This is a genomic window from Armatimonadota bacterium (genome assembly GCA_039679645.1).
Classification (GTDB): domain Bacteria; phylum Armatimonadota; class UBA5829; order UBA5829; family UBA5829; genus UBA5829.
Genome location: JBDKUO010000037.1, coordinates 1 through 18191, shown reverse-complemented (window position 1 = coordinate 18191; position 18191 = coordinate 1). Strand labels below are relative to the sequence as shown.

Annotated in this window: 21 protein-coding genes and 3 tRNA genes; 13 read left to right on the top strand and 11 right to left on the bottom strand. The window is 50.5% G+C overall.

The features are described 5' to 3' along the window. Window positions 1-214: 214 nt before the first annotated feature. The 5 genes from ABFD83_07515 (at window position 215) to ABFD83_07495 (ending at window position 5572) form a co-directional block, all read left to right on the top strand. Window positions 215-2653: a hypothetical protein gene (locus ABFD83_07515; protein MEN6356915.1), complete on the top strand. Its 2439-nt coding sequence runs from the start codon at window positions 215-217 to the stop codon at window positions 2651-2653. 192 nt (window positions 2654-2845) lie between these two features. Continuing rightward, entirely contained in the window at window positions 2846-3328 is a 483-nt protein-coding gene (gene ruvC / locus ABFD83_07510; GenBank protein ID MEN6356914.1) for a crossover junction endodeoxyribonuclease RuvC, read from the top strand. 54 nt (window positions 3329-3382) lie between these two features. After that, entirely contained in the window at window positions 3383-3949 is a 567-nt protein-coding gene (locus ABFD83_07505; GenBank protein ID MEN6356913.1) for an RNA polymerase sigma factor, read from the top strand. Then, entirely contained in the window at window positions 3942-4304 is a 363-nt protein-coding gene (locus ABFD83_07500) for a hypothetical protein (GenBank protein ID MEN6356912.1), read from the top strand. The genes ABFD83_07505 and ABFD83_07500 overlap by 8 nt, the downstream gene beginning before the upstream one ends. Next, window positions 4301-5572, top strand: coding sequence for a hypothetical protein (locus ABFD83_07495; GenBank protein ID MEN6356911.1), 1272 nt, complete (start codon window positions 4301-4303; stop codon window positions 5570-5572). The genes ABFD83_07500 and ABFD83_07495 overlap by 4 nt, the downstream gene beginning before the upstream one ends. Window positions 5573-5617: 45 nt before the next feature. On the opposite strand, the gene ABFD83_07490 is transcribed toward ABFD83_07495, so the two are convergent. The 9 genes from ABFD83_07490 to ABFD83_07450 form a co-directional block, all read right to left on the bottom strand. Then, a complete protein-coding gene (locus tag ABFD83_07490) occupies window positions 5618-6187 on the bottom strand; it encodes a peptidylprolyl isomerase (protein ID MEN6356910.1) in 570 nt (189 codons plus the stop codon). Between the two features lie 216 nt (window positions 6188-6403). Next, on the bottom strand, window positions 6404-7078 hold the full coding sequence (locus tag ABFD83_07485) for a hypothetical protein (GenBank protein MEN6356909.1): 675 nt from the start codon (window positions 7076-7078) through the stop codon (window positions 6404-6406). After that, window positions 7078-7524: a DUF488 domain-containing protein gene (locus ABFD83_07480; GenBank protein MEN6356908.1), complete on the bottom strand. Its 447-nt coding sequence runs from the start codon at window positions 7522-7524 to the stop codon at window positions 7078-7080. The genes ABFD83_07485 and ABFD83_07480 overlap by 1 nt, the downstream gene beginning before the upstream one ends. Before the next feature lie 15 nt (window positions 7525-7539). Beyond that, complete coding sequence (locus ABFD83_07475; protein MEN6356907.1) at window positions 7540-7725, bottom strand: type II toxin-antitoxin system HicA family toxin; 186 nt, start codon at window positions 7723-7725, stop codon at window positions 7540-7542. After that, window positions 7722-7955: a type II toxin-antitoxin system HicB family antitoxin gene (locus tag ABFD83_07470; GenBank protein ID MEN6356906.1), complete on the bottom strand. Its 234-nt coding sequence runs from the start codon at window positions 7953-7955 to the stop codon at window positions 7722-7724. Before ABFD83_07470 ends, ABFD83_07475 begins: the two co-directional genes overlap by 4 nt. Before the next feature lie 44 nt (window positions 7956-7999). Beyond that, window positions 8000-8473: a DUF488 domain-containing protein gene (locus ABFD83_07465; protein ID MEN6356905.1), complete on the bottom strand. Its 474-nt coding sequence runs from the start codon at window positions 8471-8473 to the stop codon at window positions 8000-8002. 51 nt (window positions 8474-8524) lie between these two features. Beyond that, entirely contained in the window at window positions 8525-9079 is a 555-nt protein-coding gene (locus ABFD83_07460) for a hydrolase (protein MEN6356904.1), read from the bottom strand. Then, the gene (greA, locus tag ABFD83_07455) at window positions 9076-9552 is read right to left on the bottom strand and encodes a transcription elongation factor GreA (GenBank protein ID MEN6356903.1); all 477 of its coding nucleotides are present in this window, start codon (window positions 9550-9552) and stop codon (window positions 9076-9078) included. Before greA ends, ABFD83_07460 begins: the two co-directional genes overlap by 4 nt. Before the next feature lie 122 nt (window positions 9553-9674). Further along, window positions 9675-10277 (bottom strand): TetR/AcrR family transcriptional regulator, encoded by a 603-nt coding sequence (locus tag ABFD83_07450; protein ID MEN6356902.1) that lies wholly within the window; start codon window positions 10275-10277, stop codon window positions 9675-9677. A 56-nt stretch (window positions 10278-10333) separates the two neighbouring features. Between ABFD83_07450 and ABFD83_07445 the strand changes: the two genes are divergently transcribed. The 6 genes from ABFD83_07445 to ABFD83_07420 all read left to right on the top strand — a co-directional run bounded on the left by ABFD83_07445 (window position 10334) and on the right by ABFD83_07420 (window position 14625). After that, entirely contained in the window at window positions 10334-11167 is an 834-nt protein-coding gene (locus ABFD83_07445; protein MEN6356901.1) for an MBL fold metallo-hydrolase, read from the top strand. Between the two features lie 167 nt (window positions 11168-11334). Beyond that, on the top strand, window positions 11335-12177 hold the full coding sequence (locus ABFD83_07440; GenBank protein MEN6356900.1) for a 3D domain-containing protein: 843 nt from the start codon (window positions 11335-11337) through the stop codon (window positions 12175-12177). Window positions 12178-12250: 73 nt separating this feature from the next. Beyond that, window positions 12251-13141, top strand: a complete 891-nt coding sequence (rsmA, locus tag ABFD83_07435; protein ID MEN6356899.1) for a 16S rRNA (adenine(1518)-N(6)/adenine(1519)-N(6))-dimethyltransferase RsmA — start codon at window positions 12251-12253, stop codon at window positions 13139-13141. A 104-nt stretch (window positions 13142-13245) separates the two neighbouring features. Then, window positions 13246-13320: transfer RNA gene (locus tag ABFD83_07430), tRNA-Gly, on the top strand. Window positions 13321-13326: 6 nt separating this feature from the next. After that, window positions 13327-13401, top strand: a tRNA-Cys gene (locus tag ABFD83_07425). A 111-nt stretch (window positions 13402-13512) separates the two neighbouring features. After that, window positions 13513-14625 carry a Fic family protein gene (locus ABFD83_07420; GenBank protein ID MEN6356898.1) on the top strand — a complete coding sequence of 371 codons (1113 nt, stop codon included), beginning with the start codon at window positions 13513-13515 and terminating at the stop codon, window positions 14623-14625. A 25-nt stretch (window positions 14626-14650) separates the two neighbouring features. Here the strand turns inward: ABFD83_07420 and ABFD83_07415 are convergent. Next, a tRNA-Sec gene (locus ABFD83_07415) sits at window positions 14651-14747 on the bottom strand. Between the two features lie 56 nt (window positions 14748-14803). Further along, complete coding sequence (gene pfkB, locus ABFD83_07410) at window positions 14804-15736, bottom strand: 1-phosphofructokinase (protein ID MEN6356897.1); 933 nt, start codon at window positions 15734-15736, stop codon at window positions 14804-14806. 205 nt (window positions 15737-15941) lie between these two features. On the opposite strand from pfkB, the gene ABFD83_07405 reads away from it, so the two are divergent. Together ABFD83_07405 and ABFD83_07400 are read left to right on the top strand one after the other, a co-directional pair. Then, window positions 15942-17825: a hypothetical protein gene (locus ABFD83_07405; GenBank protein MEN6356896.1), complete on the top strand. Its 1884-nt coding sequence runs from the start codon at window positions 15942-15944 to the stop codon at window positions 17823-17825. 33 nt (window positions 17826-17858) lie between these two features. Continuing rightward, on the top strand, window positions 17859-18191 hold a 333-nt coding region (locus tag ABFD83_07400), incomplete at its 3' end, for a hypothetical protein (protein ID MEN6356895.1).

Genomic DNA, 18191 nt, shown 5'->3' with positions numbered 1-18191 from the left:
TAGGATTATGCCCAGTATTATGCCATACGTAAATGGGACTTTGGGCGTATCTTTGTATAGTCCATTAGTATTATGGCTACTTGGTGGCTATTTATTATAGCTGCAGACTCGCTCAACGATTTTGCGTTGACAGTCGTGGTTTTTCGCATTATTATATCGCCACATCATTAAGCTCTAAAGCCATAGATAGTCATATACTTTCAGGAGGAGAAGAATGACACTCAAAAGATTTGCTTTCGTTTTGCTTTGCATTATTACAGGACTAGACGGCACAAATTGTTGTTTTGCAACCGGTAATCCCCCATCCGTTACTATCACCGATCCCTCGTTTTATCAGTCCGGAACATCGGGCACTTTTATCACACCAGAGACAGCGATCGGTCTAAAAGGTATGGCTGGTGTCTTGCTCACTGGTGCTTATGTAAAATATGCAGACTTGTCGAATTGGCCGAGTTCTCAGCCGGGACAGATCTACATAAATGCGACTCAGGTTGCAGAGCAGGCAACACTCAAAACGAAAGATTTTGGCGATGATGATAGCGCTTGTATTGGCGCGTCAGGCACATTTTATCTTAACGGTGTTGCCATAGGATATGGCGCTGCCGATACCGTATACCAACTATGTTCGTATATAAACTTCCACACCCATCAAACAGGGGTAATTGCAAATCCCCAATTCGATGGGACATTTACGCTGACGAGTCTGGCATATGGCAGCTCTGCAAATGTGTTTATTACAGATGGAGCTGATATCTTGCCGGGTGGCATAACATCGGCATCCGATAACGGTGCGGATGCGGCTATTCAAGTGACAAACAGCTCCAATCAACCCATTACAGATGCACTATGGCTGAGTCCCGACGGCCTCAGCTTTCATGACAGTCTGAATAATAAAATTGATATGTGGTGGCATGCAAACTGGGTGCAGGATATAGGGGCTCAGATAGAAATGACGGACCAGAGAATCACTAAAGTGACCTGGTCCAATTCAGTCACGGGCGAGAACGGCACATGCACTGGCACGCAGGCATGGTCGGCAAGCGGGATCAACCTGGTAAGAGGTGATAATACCATAACGGTTACTGCGACGAATGCGGAAGGCCTGACAGGCTCAAGCAGCATTGTGGTGGCATCTAATCCCGCAAGGCGGCTTGAAATTACCATCCCTACAACCCAGTCCACTTATTCCACCAATCGTCCGACAATAGATATCGGCGGTAATGTTGGTGTTTCAGCGTCTATTGTCGGCAGCGCTGTTGTGTCTTCAGATTTTTCATATCTACCCGATATTCCTCTTGATAACTATATCTCCATCAATGTGATATGCGCGGCTCAAAAAGCGACGTTGTTCACCAAAGATTTCGGTGCAGACGACAGCGCCTGCATCGGCGCTAGCGGCACGTTCAACCTGGTAGGCTCGAGCAGTACATTCAACCCGAATGGGAGTGTAGAAATCGAGTATACTCCGACAATGACTGTAGCCCAGCTTGTGGATGCCATCAACTTACATACTGCAGAGACTAATGTAATTGCAACAAGTAATGGGTGTGGTCAAATAGTATTTTCCAGCAGGTATTATGGCAGTAGTTCGGCTATATCCGTGTCAAATGGGGCTGATATACTGTCTGGCGGCTATAGTGATGCAGCAGTTGGTGTGGATGCTGCGGCGACAGTTACCTGCCAGGAGGGTTCAAATATCAGTGATGCCGTTTGGAATTCAGGCTCCGGTCCGGTATTAATGGACAGCCTGGGCAACAAAATTGAGCTTACTGAATCTGCAGCTACCAGCATTAGCTGTTTGAATCGTCAACTCTGGTTGAATGCCAATGCAGTGACCTGGTCAAACCAGCGCACAGGCCAAACCGGCATGTGCGCGCGTGCGACAAATTGGACTGCTGAGGGAATACAACTTCTGCCGGGTGAGAACAACATTTTAGTGAGTTCTACTTCTTCAAGTGGGCAAGTTGAGACTAAAGAACTGCTTGTAAACTATTATCCGCCGGTGACATCCGGCACGGCCAAGCAGATGTCCGAAGGCTCCTACATATCACTTACCAAGCAGGTCGTAACTGCCGGTAATGCAGATACCGGTGACACTTCGGCGATATATGTCGAACCAACCAGCAGGGCATGCGGGCTGAGAGTGACAGGCGCCAGCGCTAACCGCGGAGATGTGCTTGATATAAACGGCATTATAACCACAAGCAATGGCGAAGTTGCAATCGACGCCGGTGAGCCCGGATCTGTCAAACATAGCTCTGCCCCTGATTTAAAGGAGCCTTTTTTAGTTACGGCGCTGGGAATGAACAATAAAGCGATTGGTGGCGGCGCTATTGGCAATCAGTGCGGCATGACAGACGCCAGGGGCAAGCAAATATTTGGTATAAACAATATCGGTCTGCTGGTGCGCACCTGGGGTAAGGTGAAGTCAGCCTCGTCGGAGACGCATACTATTGTCATTGACGATGGTTCAGGCGTTGGCGTCACATGTCAGATTCCACAAAACGTCGATCTGCCTTCGGAACGGACAAATATCAGCGTGACAGGAATATCGTCCATTAAATGGGTCTCTGATACGAATGGCGATCCTGAGTTGGTTTATCCTACCCGGCTGATAATTGTGCGTGATCATGCGGATATTGTGCCGTTCTGATCAAATCGGGCACATGCTCTTTTAGGGGCTTTTGCGATGGGGGAAATATGGCCGCGATTTTACTACTCTCCCCGCTTAATTGAGGAGCGGCCGAGCAGGAAAATCGCTGGATTTAGCATTTATCGCAATTGCCTCTTTTATTGAACGGTTGACCTGCTGCTTATTCGCCTGTAGAATGCAGTTATGCAGACTTTGCGAATACTTGGAATAGACCCCGGAACGGCCACCACCGGCTACGGCGTAGTGGATAAGATAGGTGTGAACCCCAAGATGGTCGACTACGGCGCAATCGAGACCAGCCCGAAGAAAGCCGATGCCGAGCGCTTGCTCGATATCTATAACGAACTCAACAAGATCATAGACCAGTATAATCCCGACGTCATAGTGATGGAGCGGCTGTTTTTTGCCAAGAACCAGACCACTGCGATTGCTGTCGGCAAGGCATGCGGGGTTATGCAGTTTGCAGCCGCCCAGCGAGGCATTCCTGTTGTGGAATACACTCCGCCAGAGGTCAAACAGTCTGTTGTTGGCTACGGCGGCGCTGAGAAGAAACAGGTTCAGTTTATGATCCAGCGAATCTTAAACCTTCGTGAGACACCAAAGCCTGACGATGCTGCCGATGCGCTTGCGCTGGCTGTCTGCCATGCGCATTCTGAAAAATTGCGGTCGATTTGACGCATCATCTAAACAAATTCCTCGACACAAGACGTCTTCTATAATGGGAAGACCATGAGAGATCAAACAGCAGAAATTTCTATAGTACATGGAGCCGGAGTATTGGTGGACGGAACCGACAATGCAGAGCTTACCTTCGATGAACTCTACGATGAGTACGCTGCGCCTCTGTTCCGCTATGCTTGCGCACTGACATGTTCTTGCGAAGATGCGGAGGACGCGGTGCAAGAAGTCTTTGTGTGTGTTGCTCGCAAATGGAGTCGGTTTTCAAGGGTAGGCAATGCTAAAGCTTATCTATTTCGTGCGACACGAAATGCCGCTTTCGATGTCCTCAGGACCAGGCAGCGCATGGATAAGCTGAGTGAAACCGCGCTCGCGGAGTTTCTAAATGAGATTTCGGATGAAGTCGCTGATTTGCCGGTCGAGGCGGCGGCGCTTTGCGAGGCGCTGGCCCGCCTTCCGGTAGATCAGCGCGAGGTGTTGGTTTTGAAGGTTTTCAATGAGATGACTTTCAAGGAGATTGCCGATACGGTGCACGCTTCTTTGAATACGGTTGCAAGCAGGTATAGATACGCCGTCGATAAAATGCGTAAAACCCTGGAGGTGAGAGAGGATGGATGACAGGCAAATAGAAGATATGCTTCGCAAATCCTGGCAGCCGGAGCCGCCGAATGGGATGCGCGAACGAGTTATTACAAAAGCAAAACTTGAGCTGACAAAGCATCGGCAGGAGCGGTCGCTCGGCGTAATGAGATTGTGGAAGACGGCTTTGGTGGCGGCGATAGTGCTTTTTGTGATTATTGCATGGGTTGGGGACTCGGCCAGACAAAATCGCATCGATATTGCTCTCAATGGGGCATCTGTAAACTCGCCTGATTTGAGGGTGGCGCAGACGTGGTCTCCCGAGCAGTGGGAACGCCAACGCAGTCGCATCATGTCTGAATTTTATCCGTGTATGAAAGGTGATAGGCCATGACGAAGCTGAAAAAAGTGGTCAAGATTATACTTGCGGTTATTCTAGTGATGTTTGTCGTGAGCATTGCGCTCGGGCTCTATTGGGGGAAAAAGGTTGAGTCGCAGATGGCGGCGATCAAAGCAGCGGGCGCGCCGATTACACTTGCCGATCTTGCGGGACCGGCAATTCCTGATGATAAGAATGCTGCCGTTATCTACGATAAGCTATTCAAGTTGATGTCCGACCCGTCTGTAATCAGGGACAGAGACGTGATGTTCAAGGTTCTTAGTAAAAGCGGGGAAGTTGATCAGAAAACCTGGGAAGAGGCAAGAGTAGCTCTAAGCCATAATGGCAAGGTGTTCTCTCTGTTGGACGAAGCACTAATGCGTCCGGAATGTCGGTTTTCTTCTTCGATCGCATCATTAGAAGTGCTGCAAGAGCAGTGTGAACGATTTGCCGGCTTGCGCGACGCGACGCGTATGCTGTGTGCAAAGGCGCTGATTAACGCTCACTACGGCCAAACCGATGGAGTAGCCTCATCTCTCGAAGATGCTATGGCTGTCAGAAATGCAGCCAGCGGTGAAAATACCATGCTCATCGGTTTTCTTGTCAAAACAGCAATTGTCGATATAACACTTGCAAATATGAGGCAGGCTCTTTGTTATGGCGGGTTTAGCGAAGCTCAGTTGCGGCATATGTCTGATGCATTGGCGCGGATCGACATAAACAAGGATTACCGGTATGCCCTAGAGGGAGAAAGAGTGTGTTTTCTCCAGCAGACCTCGAAGTTGCATAGATTTAATGCAATTGTTCCATTTGGTTACTATGATACGTCGGCCTATCTTGATTTTGCGGCGCGACAACTGAGTGATATTGATATAAGTTATAGCGCTGCTCGATCACGAGGGACTCTCAAGCCGGGAACTGAAAGAGACCTTCCATTGTGCGCGACCCTGACTCGGCAGGTTGCGCCGGTTTTTCAGAATTCCAATATCATCCGCTACAAAACTCAAGCCGAGATCAATCTGGGACGAACGGCTCTCGCTCTGGAGTCATATAAAATCAAGTTTGGGAGTTACCCGAAATCGCTCGATGATGTGGAATCGTCAATGGACGAAAGACTGCCGGTTGATCCGTTCAGCGGCAAGAGCCTGATTTATAAGCTCGAAAGCAGAGGTTTTGTTCTCTATAGCCTCGGCCCGGATCAGAAAGATAATAATGGGGCTATGCTCAAATCCATAGAGAACGATACATCAAGAGGTGATGTCCTATGGGGAGTCGCCAAGTAGACTGCAAATGCCCCGGAAAATGCGTCCGGGGCATTAGACTTTCGACTATTTCTTATCTGTGTCTTTCTTTTCTTTGGGTTTCGGCGGGTCGACAATCCGCACGGTCTTCATCACATCGCCGACTTCTATCTTTTTCACTACATCCAGCCCCTCGACCACACGGCCGAATACCGCGTAGTTCATGTCCAGATACGGGATCGCATCGAGAGTGATATAAAACTGGCAGCTTGCGGAGTTCGGGTCTGATGTCCGTGCCATTGCAACCACACCGGCTGCGTCATGTTTGAGCTTGGGCGATACTTCCAGCTTGATCTTGTTGGGTGAGCCGCCAGTGCCGTCGCCGTTAGGGTCACCACCCTGGATCACGAACCCCGGAACCACACGATGGAACTTCAGTCCATCATAAAACTTGGAGTTGGCCAGGTCTATGAAATTCTTTGTGGTGATGGGGGCGTCCTTTTCATAAAGCGCGAATTTGATCGTGCCCTTGTTTGTCTCGATAACTGCCCAGCGTCCCGTCTCCGGCTTCTGATCTTTAGCGGATTCGGCGGCGAGGGTGGCGTTCGTCGAAATGAGAGCCGCGAGGGCGACTGCCGATATTGTGCAAAATCGCATATTCCTTACCTCTGAGAATTGTTGTCTTTCAGAGAAATATCTCACAGTGCGGCGTTATTGTCAAGAAAAAAGGGGGGCACTCGCGGCCCCCAAATTGAAAGGAGATAGAAAGGAGAGGGGATAATCTTATCCCAACCTGGTAATTATACCAGGTTTTTATATCACAGTGCAAGCCCGCCATGGATACGCATGAAAATTTGTCGGCGAGTTTGTTGATTACAGACTTTTGTAATCCACCTGGGCATCATAATCAGGACAAGTGTGAACTCCTACCACAAGCGGCCAGTGCCTGCCTTCGTGCAGGCGGCTGAGCCCGACAGCGACAAATATCCTCTCAACTCTTAGGCGATTGCGTATTTCTTCGGAAGTCAGAGTCAACTTATCACTGCCGTCGAGCAGAGTCTTGCCGAGAGCGCGCCATTTGATGTCCGTTACGGCAATCGGCCTATCGCCCATCCCGGCAACACGCGCTCTCACATCGTATTTGCCTGAATAGCTGTCGAGAGAGAAGATGACTTCCAAGTTGGAGGGTTCGAAGAGAGCCAGAGAACGCTCGGCTTTAAGAATATGACTGGGCGATTCGGGTTCGGAGTGTCGTTCCAAGAGACGCAGGCGGTCGCTGACGACTCCCTCGTGGATAGGTCGGGAGTGGACAAAGTCGCAAGTCCAGTCTTCAATGTGCGGCGGCTTTGGGCGGTGTTTGATGAGCGAGAAATCGACTATATCGAATGGACGGATGGGGGAGCGGTCCTTATAAGTCATGTCGCCTGCCAGGATTGTGCCGAACTCCTTTACGGGCCTGATCCACTTGTCCGTCTTGAGCGATATACCGGCGGTGCACATCCCGCTGAGCATTTTTGTTACAGCCAGAACTACAAGTCGTTCCGACATCAAAGATGACTCACCTCCAAGTTATCGGATTGCTCGGCTATTGCTTCGGCGAGAAGCCTGCGGTGGCACTTGTCGGGTTTGTCCTCGGCGCAGAGCAGGCAAGGGGCCTGCCAGTCGGCCTGTTCGGATGCTTTCATGAACGTGGCGGCCATCCGCTCTCTATCCATCAGCATGCGGTATCGCAGTTCGTATATTTTCCAGTTCTTATCGGACTTGTAGGCGCTGAGGATATCCTCACTCGGAGCAAGATCGGGCATGTGAACATAATCGATATCGAAGCCCTGTGTGAGCAGGTATTCCAGGTCGTCTTTCTTGGAAAACCCGGCAAGTTGAGAGGTATTATGTCGGCGGACATCCACCACGCAATCTATGCCCGCATGTCTGAGACGCTCTATGAAATCCTTGAGGCACTTTTTTGTGTATCCGATAGTATAGATAGTCCGCATAGAGACCTCCGCATCTTAAGGTTCCGGTATACCTAAATCACGGCAAATCTTTTCAGCAAGAAAATCATTGATCTCCGAATGACGAGGAACTGAAGAAGAGCGTTTGGATGATGAATTGCAATATACGCTGTGCTTAGCTCCTTGACGAAGCAGTTCACAGCCGTTCTTTTGCAAATGCGCTATAAAAGCACGGCGTTTCACGCAGCACGTTCCACCAAGGCGAATGGTTCCTCAGTCACATCGACTTTTCCTGAGAGACCACGTTTTGAAATCTCTCTGTTCGCTTCGAGGAACTCATGCAGCGCATCTTCCAGGTTCTCTTTTGCCTCTTCTACCGTGCGGCCCTGTGTATTGACACCGGGAATTTCTTCAAGATAAGCCACAATCCAATCGCCGTGCTTCTCGTATACAGCCGTCAATTGCCTTACCATGCATTCCTCCGCATATCACTATTGAGCATTTGCATTATATCACACTAAAACAACCCGGGCTGTTCTACTTTCGCGATGTTGCCGTCCGGCATGATATGCTTCACATCGATTCCCCAGCTTCGCAGGACCTGTGCCAGGATCCTCTCGCGGTGACAGCTCATCGGATCAGCCTCGCTGCACATTATTACCAAGCGCTTTGTCCCGGCGATCTCGACAAGCGCCTTAAGCTCATTTTGAAAAGGTTCCGTCTTTGCGAGTTTGTCATAGTCGGGGGCGCCGGAAGGAGTGTAGAGCGACATGTCTTTGGGCTTGCCGCCGATTGCATGACCGGAGTAGCGATACGTAATGCCTGCAGCCTCAATGTGCCTTTGAATTTCGGTCTTATTGAACTGCGAGGCATAGCGGCTATACGGTTCGCTGCGGACATCGACCAGGACCTGAATTCTGTTGCGCTTTAGGATACTCAGGAAGTCGAGTATGTCGTGGTTGCTGTGGCCTATCGTGAAAATCTCGGTCAATTTAACCTCCGCCGGGCTTACACCGTTCCCTCCAATGCCGCGGAGGGATATCTATTTCACAATCGGCAGGATGCGCTTGAACTCAGGGATGGATGAGTCGCGCGTAAGCTCAAAGATCGCCATCTCAGTAGATGAAATCACGCAGCCCGAGTCGCGCATCTTCTCGACCGCGCACTTCCAATCGTCACGTCTCCTGGATGAAATCGCATCATCTATCACATGAACCGAGTAGCCATGTGCCAGAAGATCGTGAGCCGTCTGATTGATGCATACATGCGCTTCTATCCCACAGAGGATCACCTGGCTGCGGCCGGTTGCCTGCAATGCCTTTTGAAAGTCAGGCGAGCCAAGGCAACTGAATGTCATCTTGTCGAAACGCTTATCGGTCGGCAGCGCGTCTGCTATCGGCTGAGTGACATCACCGAGCCGTGCGGCATATTGAAGCGGCACCAGAATGGGCAAATCAAAGACTTTTGCCGCTTCTATGAGCTTGATGACATTGGCGACCATCCGTTCGCCTTCATAGATCACTTTCAGAAGCGGGTTCTGAATATCTACGACCACGAGAACTGCGTTCGATTTGTCTAAAATATTCGTGTGGCTCATTCAACCGACACTATTTTGTAGTTCATTACTCCGCCGGGAGCGCGAACTGCAATCATGTCACCCTGCTTGTGACCCATCAGGGCGCTTCCAAGGCAGGATTCGTGCGATATTTTGCCTTCAGCCGGGCTGGACTCTGTCGGCCCGACGATAGTGTATTCATCCTCGTAGTCATCGGCAAGATCTTTAACTGTTACTTTTGATCCAATTCCTATACAGCCGTTATTGTCGACGCAATCGACAACGCTGGCGTGGCTGAGAATGGTCTTAAGTTCCTTGAGCCTTGCTTCGAGCATTGCCTGGGAATGTTTAGCATCCTGATAGTCAAAATTCTCGCTGAGATCGCCCAGTTGTCTGGCCTCTCTGATCCTGTCGATTATGGCGGGCCGCTTCACGGTCATAATTTCGTTAAGCTCTCGCTGAATCTCATCGTAACCCTCGTGCGTGAGCACGATTCTCTCGTCTGAAAAATCCACGCAACTATCTCCCCGCAATATATAACGGTATGCCCACCAAATAATAGGTGGGCTTCAAACTCGCATTTTATCACATGTATCGGAAAAAGTGAAGCAAATTTATAAGTGATATTTATGTAAGCCTAACGCTTTATTCCGTGCTCAAAAAGCTCTACCGCTATTTCGCCGATGTCAACAAAATTGAGGTTCGCATCAGTCGAAAGCCGGACAAGACCGGAGAGCATTCCTTGAAGCGCATGCGATGCGATCCGTGGGTCTATTTCGCGATACCTGCCCTGCAGCATTCCCATTCTAAGCAGCCGTTCAAAAGCTGATGTAGTTGCCGCGCGGCAGCGTGACAAGACAGCTTCTTCAAGCTCCGGCACAGATGCTGCGTCCATAACCGGCGCTGTCAAGCCGGGGTTTTCCTGCAAAAAAAGCAATATGACGCCTAGGGTCGCGTGAAGACCGGCGGATGCGTCCGAAGAAGTTTCGCTAATGGCGGCGGAGATCCGTTTTTCGAGATCGTCCAGACACTGACCAAACACCGCCTGAATAATTTCAGCCTTGGTCTTGAAATACAGGTAAAATGTTCCCTTCGCGACTCCGGTTGCGGCGACTATATCCTCCACGGATACGGCGTTTGGCCCGTTCTCTCGAATAAGCCGGGTCGCGGTCGTGATGAGGTCCTCTCGAAGCTGCTCTTTTCGCTTGTCTTTCCAGGATGTTGCGGGTTCGTTTGCCATGCCTGCTCCCCTTGGGTATACTCTACATTAGCACAAATCATTAAAACAGCCAAGCTATGTCAATAAACCCTAACGACATTCTGATATCGTTTTCACTGGCGCTCTACAGTCAGTGGTTCTATCATAAGCCGACGCGGTGTCTCTTCGATGCCGGTGAGGGCGTCGCAACGACCCTGGGAACCAAGGTTTTCGGCATTCGCCATGTATTTCTAAGCCATGGACATGAGGACCACATCGCCGGTATATCGAACCTGGTCAACATTCGCAATCTCGCGTCCGGTGAACGTGATAAACCGCTCATTATCTATTATCCCAAGCATGACCGTTGGATAAATGCGCTGCTGGAGTATGTCGAGCGTAAACAGTCTGGTATGCTCAGATATCCGCTCTACGTTCAGCCGATGGAAGTCGGCTCGGAGGTCGAAATACCTGATACAAAACGTCCGACACGCGTGGTCGCATTTGAAATGAGGCATGTCCGCAGTCAACTCTGCCTTGGCTATGAGATCCAGCAGGAGCGCAAGCTTCCCGACCAGGTCACCGGTGAAAATGTCTGCTGCTATCATCCGATTTTTTTGTATACGGGTGACGGGTTCGAAGCGGTCCACATACCATTTGGCCGTCTTGATTTAGCGGTCCACGAAGCGACTTTTTTGGCGCGTGATAGAGAGCTGGCCTCAATTGAGTCCAACCGGCACGCAACCCTTGAGATGGCGGTGGAGTGGGGCGCGAGCCAGGATGTAAAGGCCTTGGTTCTATGCCATATATCGGATCGCTATGCAATCGACGACGTGATCGAATCCGCATCCTTGGCGAAAAGAAATTCGGGCTTTCGAGGCGATTTGTATATAGCCCATTGCAATGAGATAATCCCCGTCCCATCTCCGTAGCCGCTGCCCCTGGACTGGAACCCTGGAACCCGCAAATTTGACAGACTAGCGACCGACATGTTAGCATATGGTGTTCTCGTGGCAGTTGTCCTGGTGATTTATGTAACGATTAAAGGTTTACATTGCATCTTCCATTGGGTAATTGGCGCGGGAAAGGAGGCGATGATTTGCGAAGACGAAAGTTTCGGCTCGCGCGAACCGCCGCACTGACAGCGATCATGCTGCCGATGCTGATGGCGGTTGGAGCCAACCGAGATGACGTCGTGCAAGCCCAGCGCCTGGAGACGGTAACTGTTAGAATTTGTTCGGATAGGACCGAGCGACAAGTACGAACCGCCCAGATGTCTGTTGGCGCGACCCTCAAGGAAGAAGGGGTCGTGGTGGGGCCGTTAGATTTGGTCTCGCCAGCGACGAATGAGCGACCGTATGATGGGATGAAGATCACGGTTGTTCGGGTTTCCGAATCGATTGAGGAGCACAGGCTGCCGATCGGTTTTGAGACCGTTAAAACATTCACTAAATCTCTCCGGCCAGGAATGGTCAAAGTGACCATGAACGGAGTACGTGGAGAGAAGGTCGTGCGTTACAAGGTCCGCTGTCATGATGGCGTACCTGTGATGCGCACCAAAGTCGAGAGCGTTGTTGTAAAGAAGCCTGTGAACAAGGTGGTCAGTATCGGTTCACGAGGGCGTTATACGAGCCGCGGTGAATACCGCACGCTGCGAGTTCTGCGAATGTCTGCCAGCGCATATGATCCCGGTCCAAGAAGCTGTGGACGATGGGCGAGCGGCAGGACAAGCTGTGGTATGAGAGCGGGCTACGGTGTGGTTGCTGTTGACCCGGATGTGATCAGCCTTGGAACCAGGCTTTATATCGAGGGATATGGTCATGCAATTGCAGGCGATGTAGGCCGCTCGATACAGGGAAATCGCATCGACCTTGGGTTCGACACATATCAAGAGGCGATCCGTTTTGGACGTAAAAAGGTAAACGTCCATATACTGGATTAAACCACGCCGGAATCGTATAAAAAAGCACAAGGGCCGCCTTATGGCGGCCTAAACCATTCAACCGGGTAATATTATGAACCTCGCATCCGCGCCACAAGTCAGAAAGCTCCTTGCAGACCATGGTTTGCGTCCGAAGAAGCGTCTTGGGCAGAATTTCCTGATAGACCGAAATGTGCTGGGCCGAATTGTAGCTGCAAGCGGCGCGTGTGAGGGTGTAAACGTCCTTGAGATCGGTCCGGGGCTTGGCGTGGTAACGAGAGAGCTTGCCGATACCGGCGCCAGGGTAGTATGCGTCGAAGCGGACCAGGCCTTGATCCCTGTTCTTGAGGATATGCTTTCCGGCAGCGATGTCGAGATAGTAAACCGGGATTTTCTAAAAGTCGGTCTGCCTGAATTCTTTGGCGAACGAGGCGGCGGCAAGTGGGTCGTGGTGGGCAATCTGCCGTATTACATTACCAGTCCGATAATCACTACACTTCTCGGTTCAAAGTGGTTTATTTCATCTATCGTGCTGATGGTGCAGAAAGAGGTTGCTAGAAGACTGCAGGCCGGTCCGGGCACGGATGACTACGGCTCACTAAGCGTATTCGTGCAATATCACTGCGAAATCGAGAGCGTGATGAGAGTGTCCAGAAATGTGTTTTATCCGGTGCCGGATGTCGATTCCGAGGTCGTCAAGCTGATTGTGCGCGAAAGGCCTGCTGTGCAGGTGCATGACGAGGCACTTTTCTTCCGAATAGTCAGGGCGGCTTTCGGAAAGCGCAGGAAGACCCTGCTTAATGCGCTCAGTTCCTCAGCGGATCTGGGTTGGGACAAAGAAATAGCCCATCACATGCTTGCTGAGGCCGGCATTGATGAAAGCAGGCGAGGAGAGACTCTATCGCTCGACGAGTTTGCTGCGCTCGCGGGTTCGAGTTTTGCAGGTTTGAGAAAGGTTCCCCTTGACAGCAAACTTGCAGACTGATAAAATACCGATGTCATATAGGGCATTGTAAGTGCCGGCATGAGTCCGGAAATACCCGCCATTTGAACTGAGATGCTGGAGGGCAACGCCCTATCCTTCGATTTGCGGGAGTAGTTCAGTGGTAGAGCGTCAGCTTCCCAAGCTGAATGTCGCGGGTTCGAATCCCGTCTCCCGCTCCATAACGAGGCGACGTAGCCAAGTGGCTAAGGCAGCGGTCTGCAAAATCGCTATCACCAGTTCGATTCTGGTCGTCGCCTCCACTCCACGAAGGAAAAGCATTCGAGAATTGCCGTTTATCGGCACAACTGGTATAATTTAACGGCAATATAATGGCAATAATCTGTAGTGTTATTGGCAATGGTTCTCGACTTATGACTGACACTCAATCTCAGTGGCAACCTAAATACTCCATCACTCCGTCCATCGCTCGCAACCTGATGGATATTGAAGCCGCTCGTGTAGTTGTTGAGAGCACTCCTTTACCACCAGCGGTTCAAGCCGAATTGACACGAAAGGCACGTATTCGCGCTACCCACTACTCTACTCGCATCGAAGGCAATAGACTTACGCTCCAAGAAGCAGAGGAAGTGATCTCCAGCAGGCGAAAGCAGTTCCATGGTCGGGAGCGCGACGCAGCCGAAGTCCAGAACTACTGGAACGCACTTATCCGAGTGGAGGAATGGGCAAGCAGGGCTAGGCCCGTAACTGAGGATGCAATTAAACGTATACATGCGATGGTGATGAATGGCTCCAGGTCGAAACCCATGCCGTATCGGGATGGTCAGAACGTCATTCGCGACTCTTTCACTGACGGCATCATCTATCTTCCTCCAGAAGCGCCGGATGTGCCTGGACTGATGAAGAAGATGGTCGCTTGGATCAATGCAGCCGAGATAGAGCAGGTTCCCGCTGTCATCATTGCTGCGCTGGCTCACTATCAGTTCGTTAGCATTCATCCTTACTATGATGGAAACGGGCGAACCGCGCGATTGCTGGCGACATTCATCCTGCATAGAAGCGGCTATGGCTTGAACGGCCTTTTCTCACTAGAGGAATACCATGCGCAGGACCTAGATGCTTACTATAGTGCACTTGATGTCGGTGGACACCACAATTACTATATGGGTCGTGCCGATGCAGACCTTACAGGCTGGCTGGAATACTTCGTGAGTACCCTGGCATCCGTTTTCTCTGCCGCCAAAGGCGAAGCCATTAGGTGCGCGGAGGATGGTTTACCTGGGGAACCAGAGCATTTGCGAAAACTTGATCATCGGGCAAGGATGGTGATCGCTCTGTTCTCTCGACAGGAGACAATCACATCATCGGACGTGGCTCAGACTCTCGGACTTTCAGGCAGAATGGCTCGCTTGCTACTCAAGGATTGGGTTGATGCAGGCTGGCTTTTGGTTGCTGATCCATCTAAACGGGCTAGGAGATATTCCCTGTCGGCAGAATATCGACAAAGCAGCCTGGGGAGTATATAGGGGCTTATTTTATGCTCAATTATCTTGGCGGGGGCGTGTGAGAATCGAACTCACCCGAGGACTTATTCAGCCCTCACAGCGGTTTTGAAGACCGTGCGAGCCACCAGGCCCGAACCACCCCCCTATCATTTTATATTTAGTATTTTATATTTTATAATTTCTATTTGGGATTCATTGATTATGTGATGTTGGTGAGGGTCACACCCTGCCTAACCTCCATTATACACTCAAGCGAGCAAAAACCTGCGCCTAACGTAGTCGCGTTCGCTGCCCCCGCCGCCGTTGCCGAGATAAGAGCCTCAGGAAGTGACATGCCCTGAATAATCGCAGCCATAAACATCGCCAGGAACGCATCTCCCGAACCGACAGCGCTGGCAAATTGAATCTCAGGCGGAACGGCCTTCCATACCTGAACGCCGTCGGTAACAATCGCGCCGCTGCGGCCCATGGTAACGGCAGTAATACTCACGCCGAACTGCTTAAGACTCTTCGCTGCTCGGACGATCTCCTCCAGCGTCAATAGCTCACGCCCGGCTATCTGCGATAGCTCGGTGACATTGGGCTTGACCATAAACGGAGCAGACTTGATCGCCTCTCTCAAATGGGAATTGCTCGCGTCCAGCACTGTCTTTACACCGGCGCTCTTGGCGATCCGGATTATATCGCCATAGAAACTCTCCGGCACACCGGGCGGACAGCTCCCGCACATCGCAATAAACTCACATCCGGCGACAAGGCACTTGGTCTTCTCAAACATCAGGTTGACCTCGTCGGCAGTGACCTGCGGACCGTTTTCATTGATCTCAGTCTGAGTGCCGTTGATCGGATCAACCACGGCTATGCAGAGCCTTGATTCGTCTTTGACCCGCACAAAATCGTGCCGCAAGCCCTCTTCGCTTATCAGCCTTATAATGGCCTCGCCCGTCGCGCCGCCCACAAAACCGGTCGCAGCGGCTTCATGACCGACCGTCTTGAGCACTCTGACGACATTTATGCCTTTGCCGCCCGCCACGGTCCGGCATACGCTCGGCCTGTGAACTCTGTCCAGCCCAAAGCCTTCCACCGTATATGTCTTATCAATCGCCGTATTCGGAGTTATGGTTAATATCAACAAGAGCCTCCATATAACTACAGAAAATTCTACGCTCGATACAAGCCGGATGTCAAACAGACCGCTTGCGAGAATTACCCGGAAGATTTTACTGTCGGCATCGAATAAATATAAGGTAAATTGAGTGAACCATATTGTGCTTGGCGGCATCAATTCTATATAGTATAGGAAGTATATTGACCGTATGTGACGAGGGAGGGTTATTGTGAGAAAGGTTTTCCTGTATACTTTTGTAATTATTCTGCTTGCGTGCCAGTGTGCCTGGGCGGCAGGTAAAATTACAGCCGACCCGAATGTGTCGTCGGACCGCGCAGGGCTTGAGCAGTGGGATAGTGATTCGCGTCTGTCTCAAAAGGTGACCTACGAGGCTCGGCACAAGGCCGTCAAAGTCATACTTGCCGACCTATCGGATATGACGGGCGTCATCTTCAATGCCGGTTACAATAAGCTGGACTGGCAAGTCAGAGACCGCAAGATGAATATCTTCGCCAAGGATGTCGTACTTGCCGACCTTCTGAATTCCATTGCTCGAACAATGAAATTCAAGTGGAGTATTAGTAAGGATGTAACCCCATGGACTTACAGGATTTTCATGGACAGGAAGACACTAGCATCAGCCAATACTGAACTGAGCAAGTCACAGGCGGAATATGACAAGGAAGTGCAGCGGCGGCGCCAGGATTTCCTCAATACGATGGAAAACTGGGATGATGACCTCACGGATGATGAGCTGGAAGCATTAAGAGAGGACGATCCCTATACATATATGCTGCATACTTTTGGCACAGGCGCAGCATTCAAGGGGCTGCTCAATGACGTGCCGAATATGAAAGAGAATTTCCTCAACAAAAAGGATATGGCTTATCCTATCGCCAAACTCTCGCCTGAGACTCAGCAGCTTATTTTGAATGTTGTGAAGTCGGGGTATGGCGAGGCTTTTACCAAAGACAGCGAAAGTAAGTTCACCAATGGAGGAGTCGGCCTTGATTTCGAGCCGGACGAGCTTGACTGGAAAGCGTATGAAGACAAGAAATTTGCAGGGTTCGGCATATGCATCTACGAGGAGTTTTATATGCTGGATGCTTTTCTGGGAGAACCGTCTAATCCGACTATTCAATGTATGGCTGAACAAAGACTTCTCCAGCGTGAGAAAAACATTTCCGGCAGAGAGGCATGGAACCGGACTCGAGACAAATATTTTGATGCATGTGTCGAAGAGTCGAAGCGGATGGAAAAATTCTTTCCCACCGAGCCTCAACCGGATGTGCCGGATGAGCCGGACCTGCATAAAAAAATTAAGGTGGAGCCTGAAGAGAAGCGGCGGCTTGAACTTGCCGACTATGAAGCCGCGACCGCCAAGGCCAGTGATTTTGCCATAGTATCCGACAGCTATAAGTTCATCGATGGTTATGCCAAGATCAGCAAGTCTGAGACGGAACTGAAGGATGTCCTTGCTGCAATAGGTGAGGGATATCGATATAACTGGGACAAACACAACTCGTTCATCGAACTCAGGAGCAAGGACTGGTTCAAGAGACGCACTACCCAGATCCCGGACGAGTGGGTCGAGAAGTGGCGTGCTAATCTCAAAAAGAACGGCTATATGTCCATCGATGACTACGCTCAGATTGCCACCCTCACCACGGAACAGATCAGGGAGAATTTCCAGACAGATGATGATTTTGCCAAAATGGGTATTTTTACCGGCTCGGGTTCTAAGGATATATGGCTGATGAGGCTTTACGCCACCTTGAGCGCGTCTCAAAAGAAAGAGATGTTCTCCGATCTGGGTCTGAACGTATTGACTCTTGGTGCGGATCAGTGGGAGTATGCGTATAGGACTTGCCCGGAGCTTATCAGTGGCAAGTCTGTGATATTACGCTGCGCGCTTTCATCCGATGAGAATGGTGCTCCTGTATATACATTCCGGCTGACCGATACGGATACACGCGACCGTATGGGTATATGGGTAGTCAAGATGCTCAAATATGAACCGCCTGAGCCCCAGCCTGAAAACCTAAAGCCGGAAGAGAAAAAGAGCGATAGCACTTCGGGATCGGGTGCCACAGGCAATGCAGAGAAGAAGTGACAGATAATACGCACAATATGAAGGAGAAGCACAGTGAGGAAGGCAGTAGTTATATTAACTTTAGTAATGATGGTTTGCGGAGGCGCATGGGCGTTTGGCAAGGTCACTGTTGATCCGAATGCTTCCGACCAAGCCGTGATCGAGCAGTGGGAGAATGATACTCGCCTGTCTCAGAAAGTCACATATGAAGCCAGGCATAAGGCTGTCAAGGTCATACTCGAAGACCTATCGGATATGATGGGCGTCACTCTCAATGCCGGTTTCAATAAGCAGGACTGGCAGGTCAGAGACCGCAAGATGAATATATTTGCTAAGGATATCACCCTTGCCGACCTTCTGAATTCCATTGCTCGAACTATGAAATTC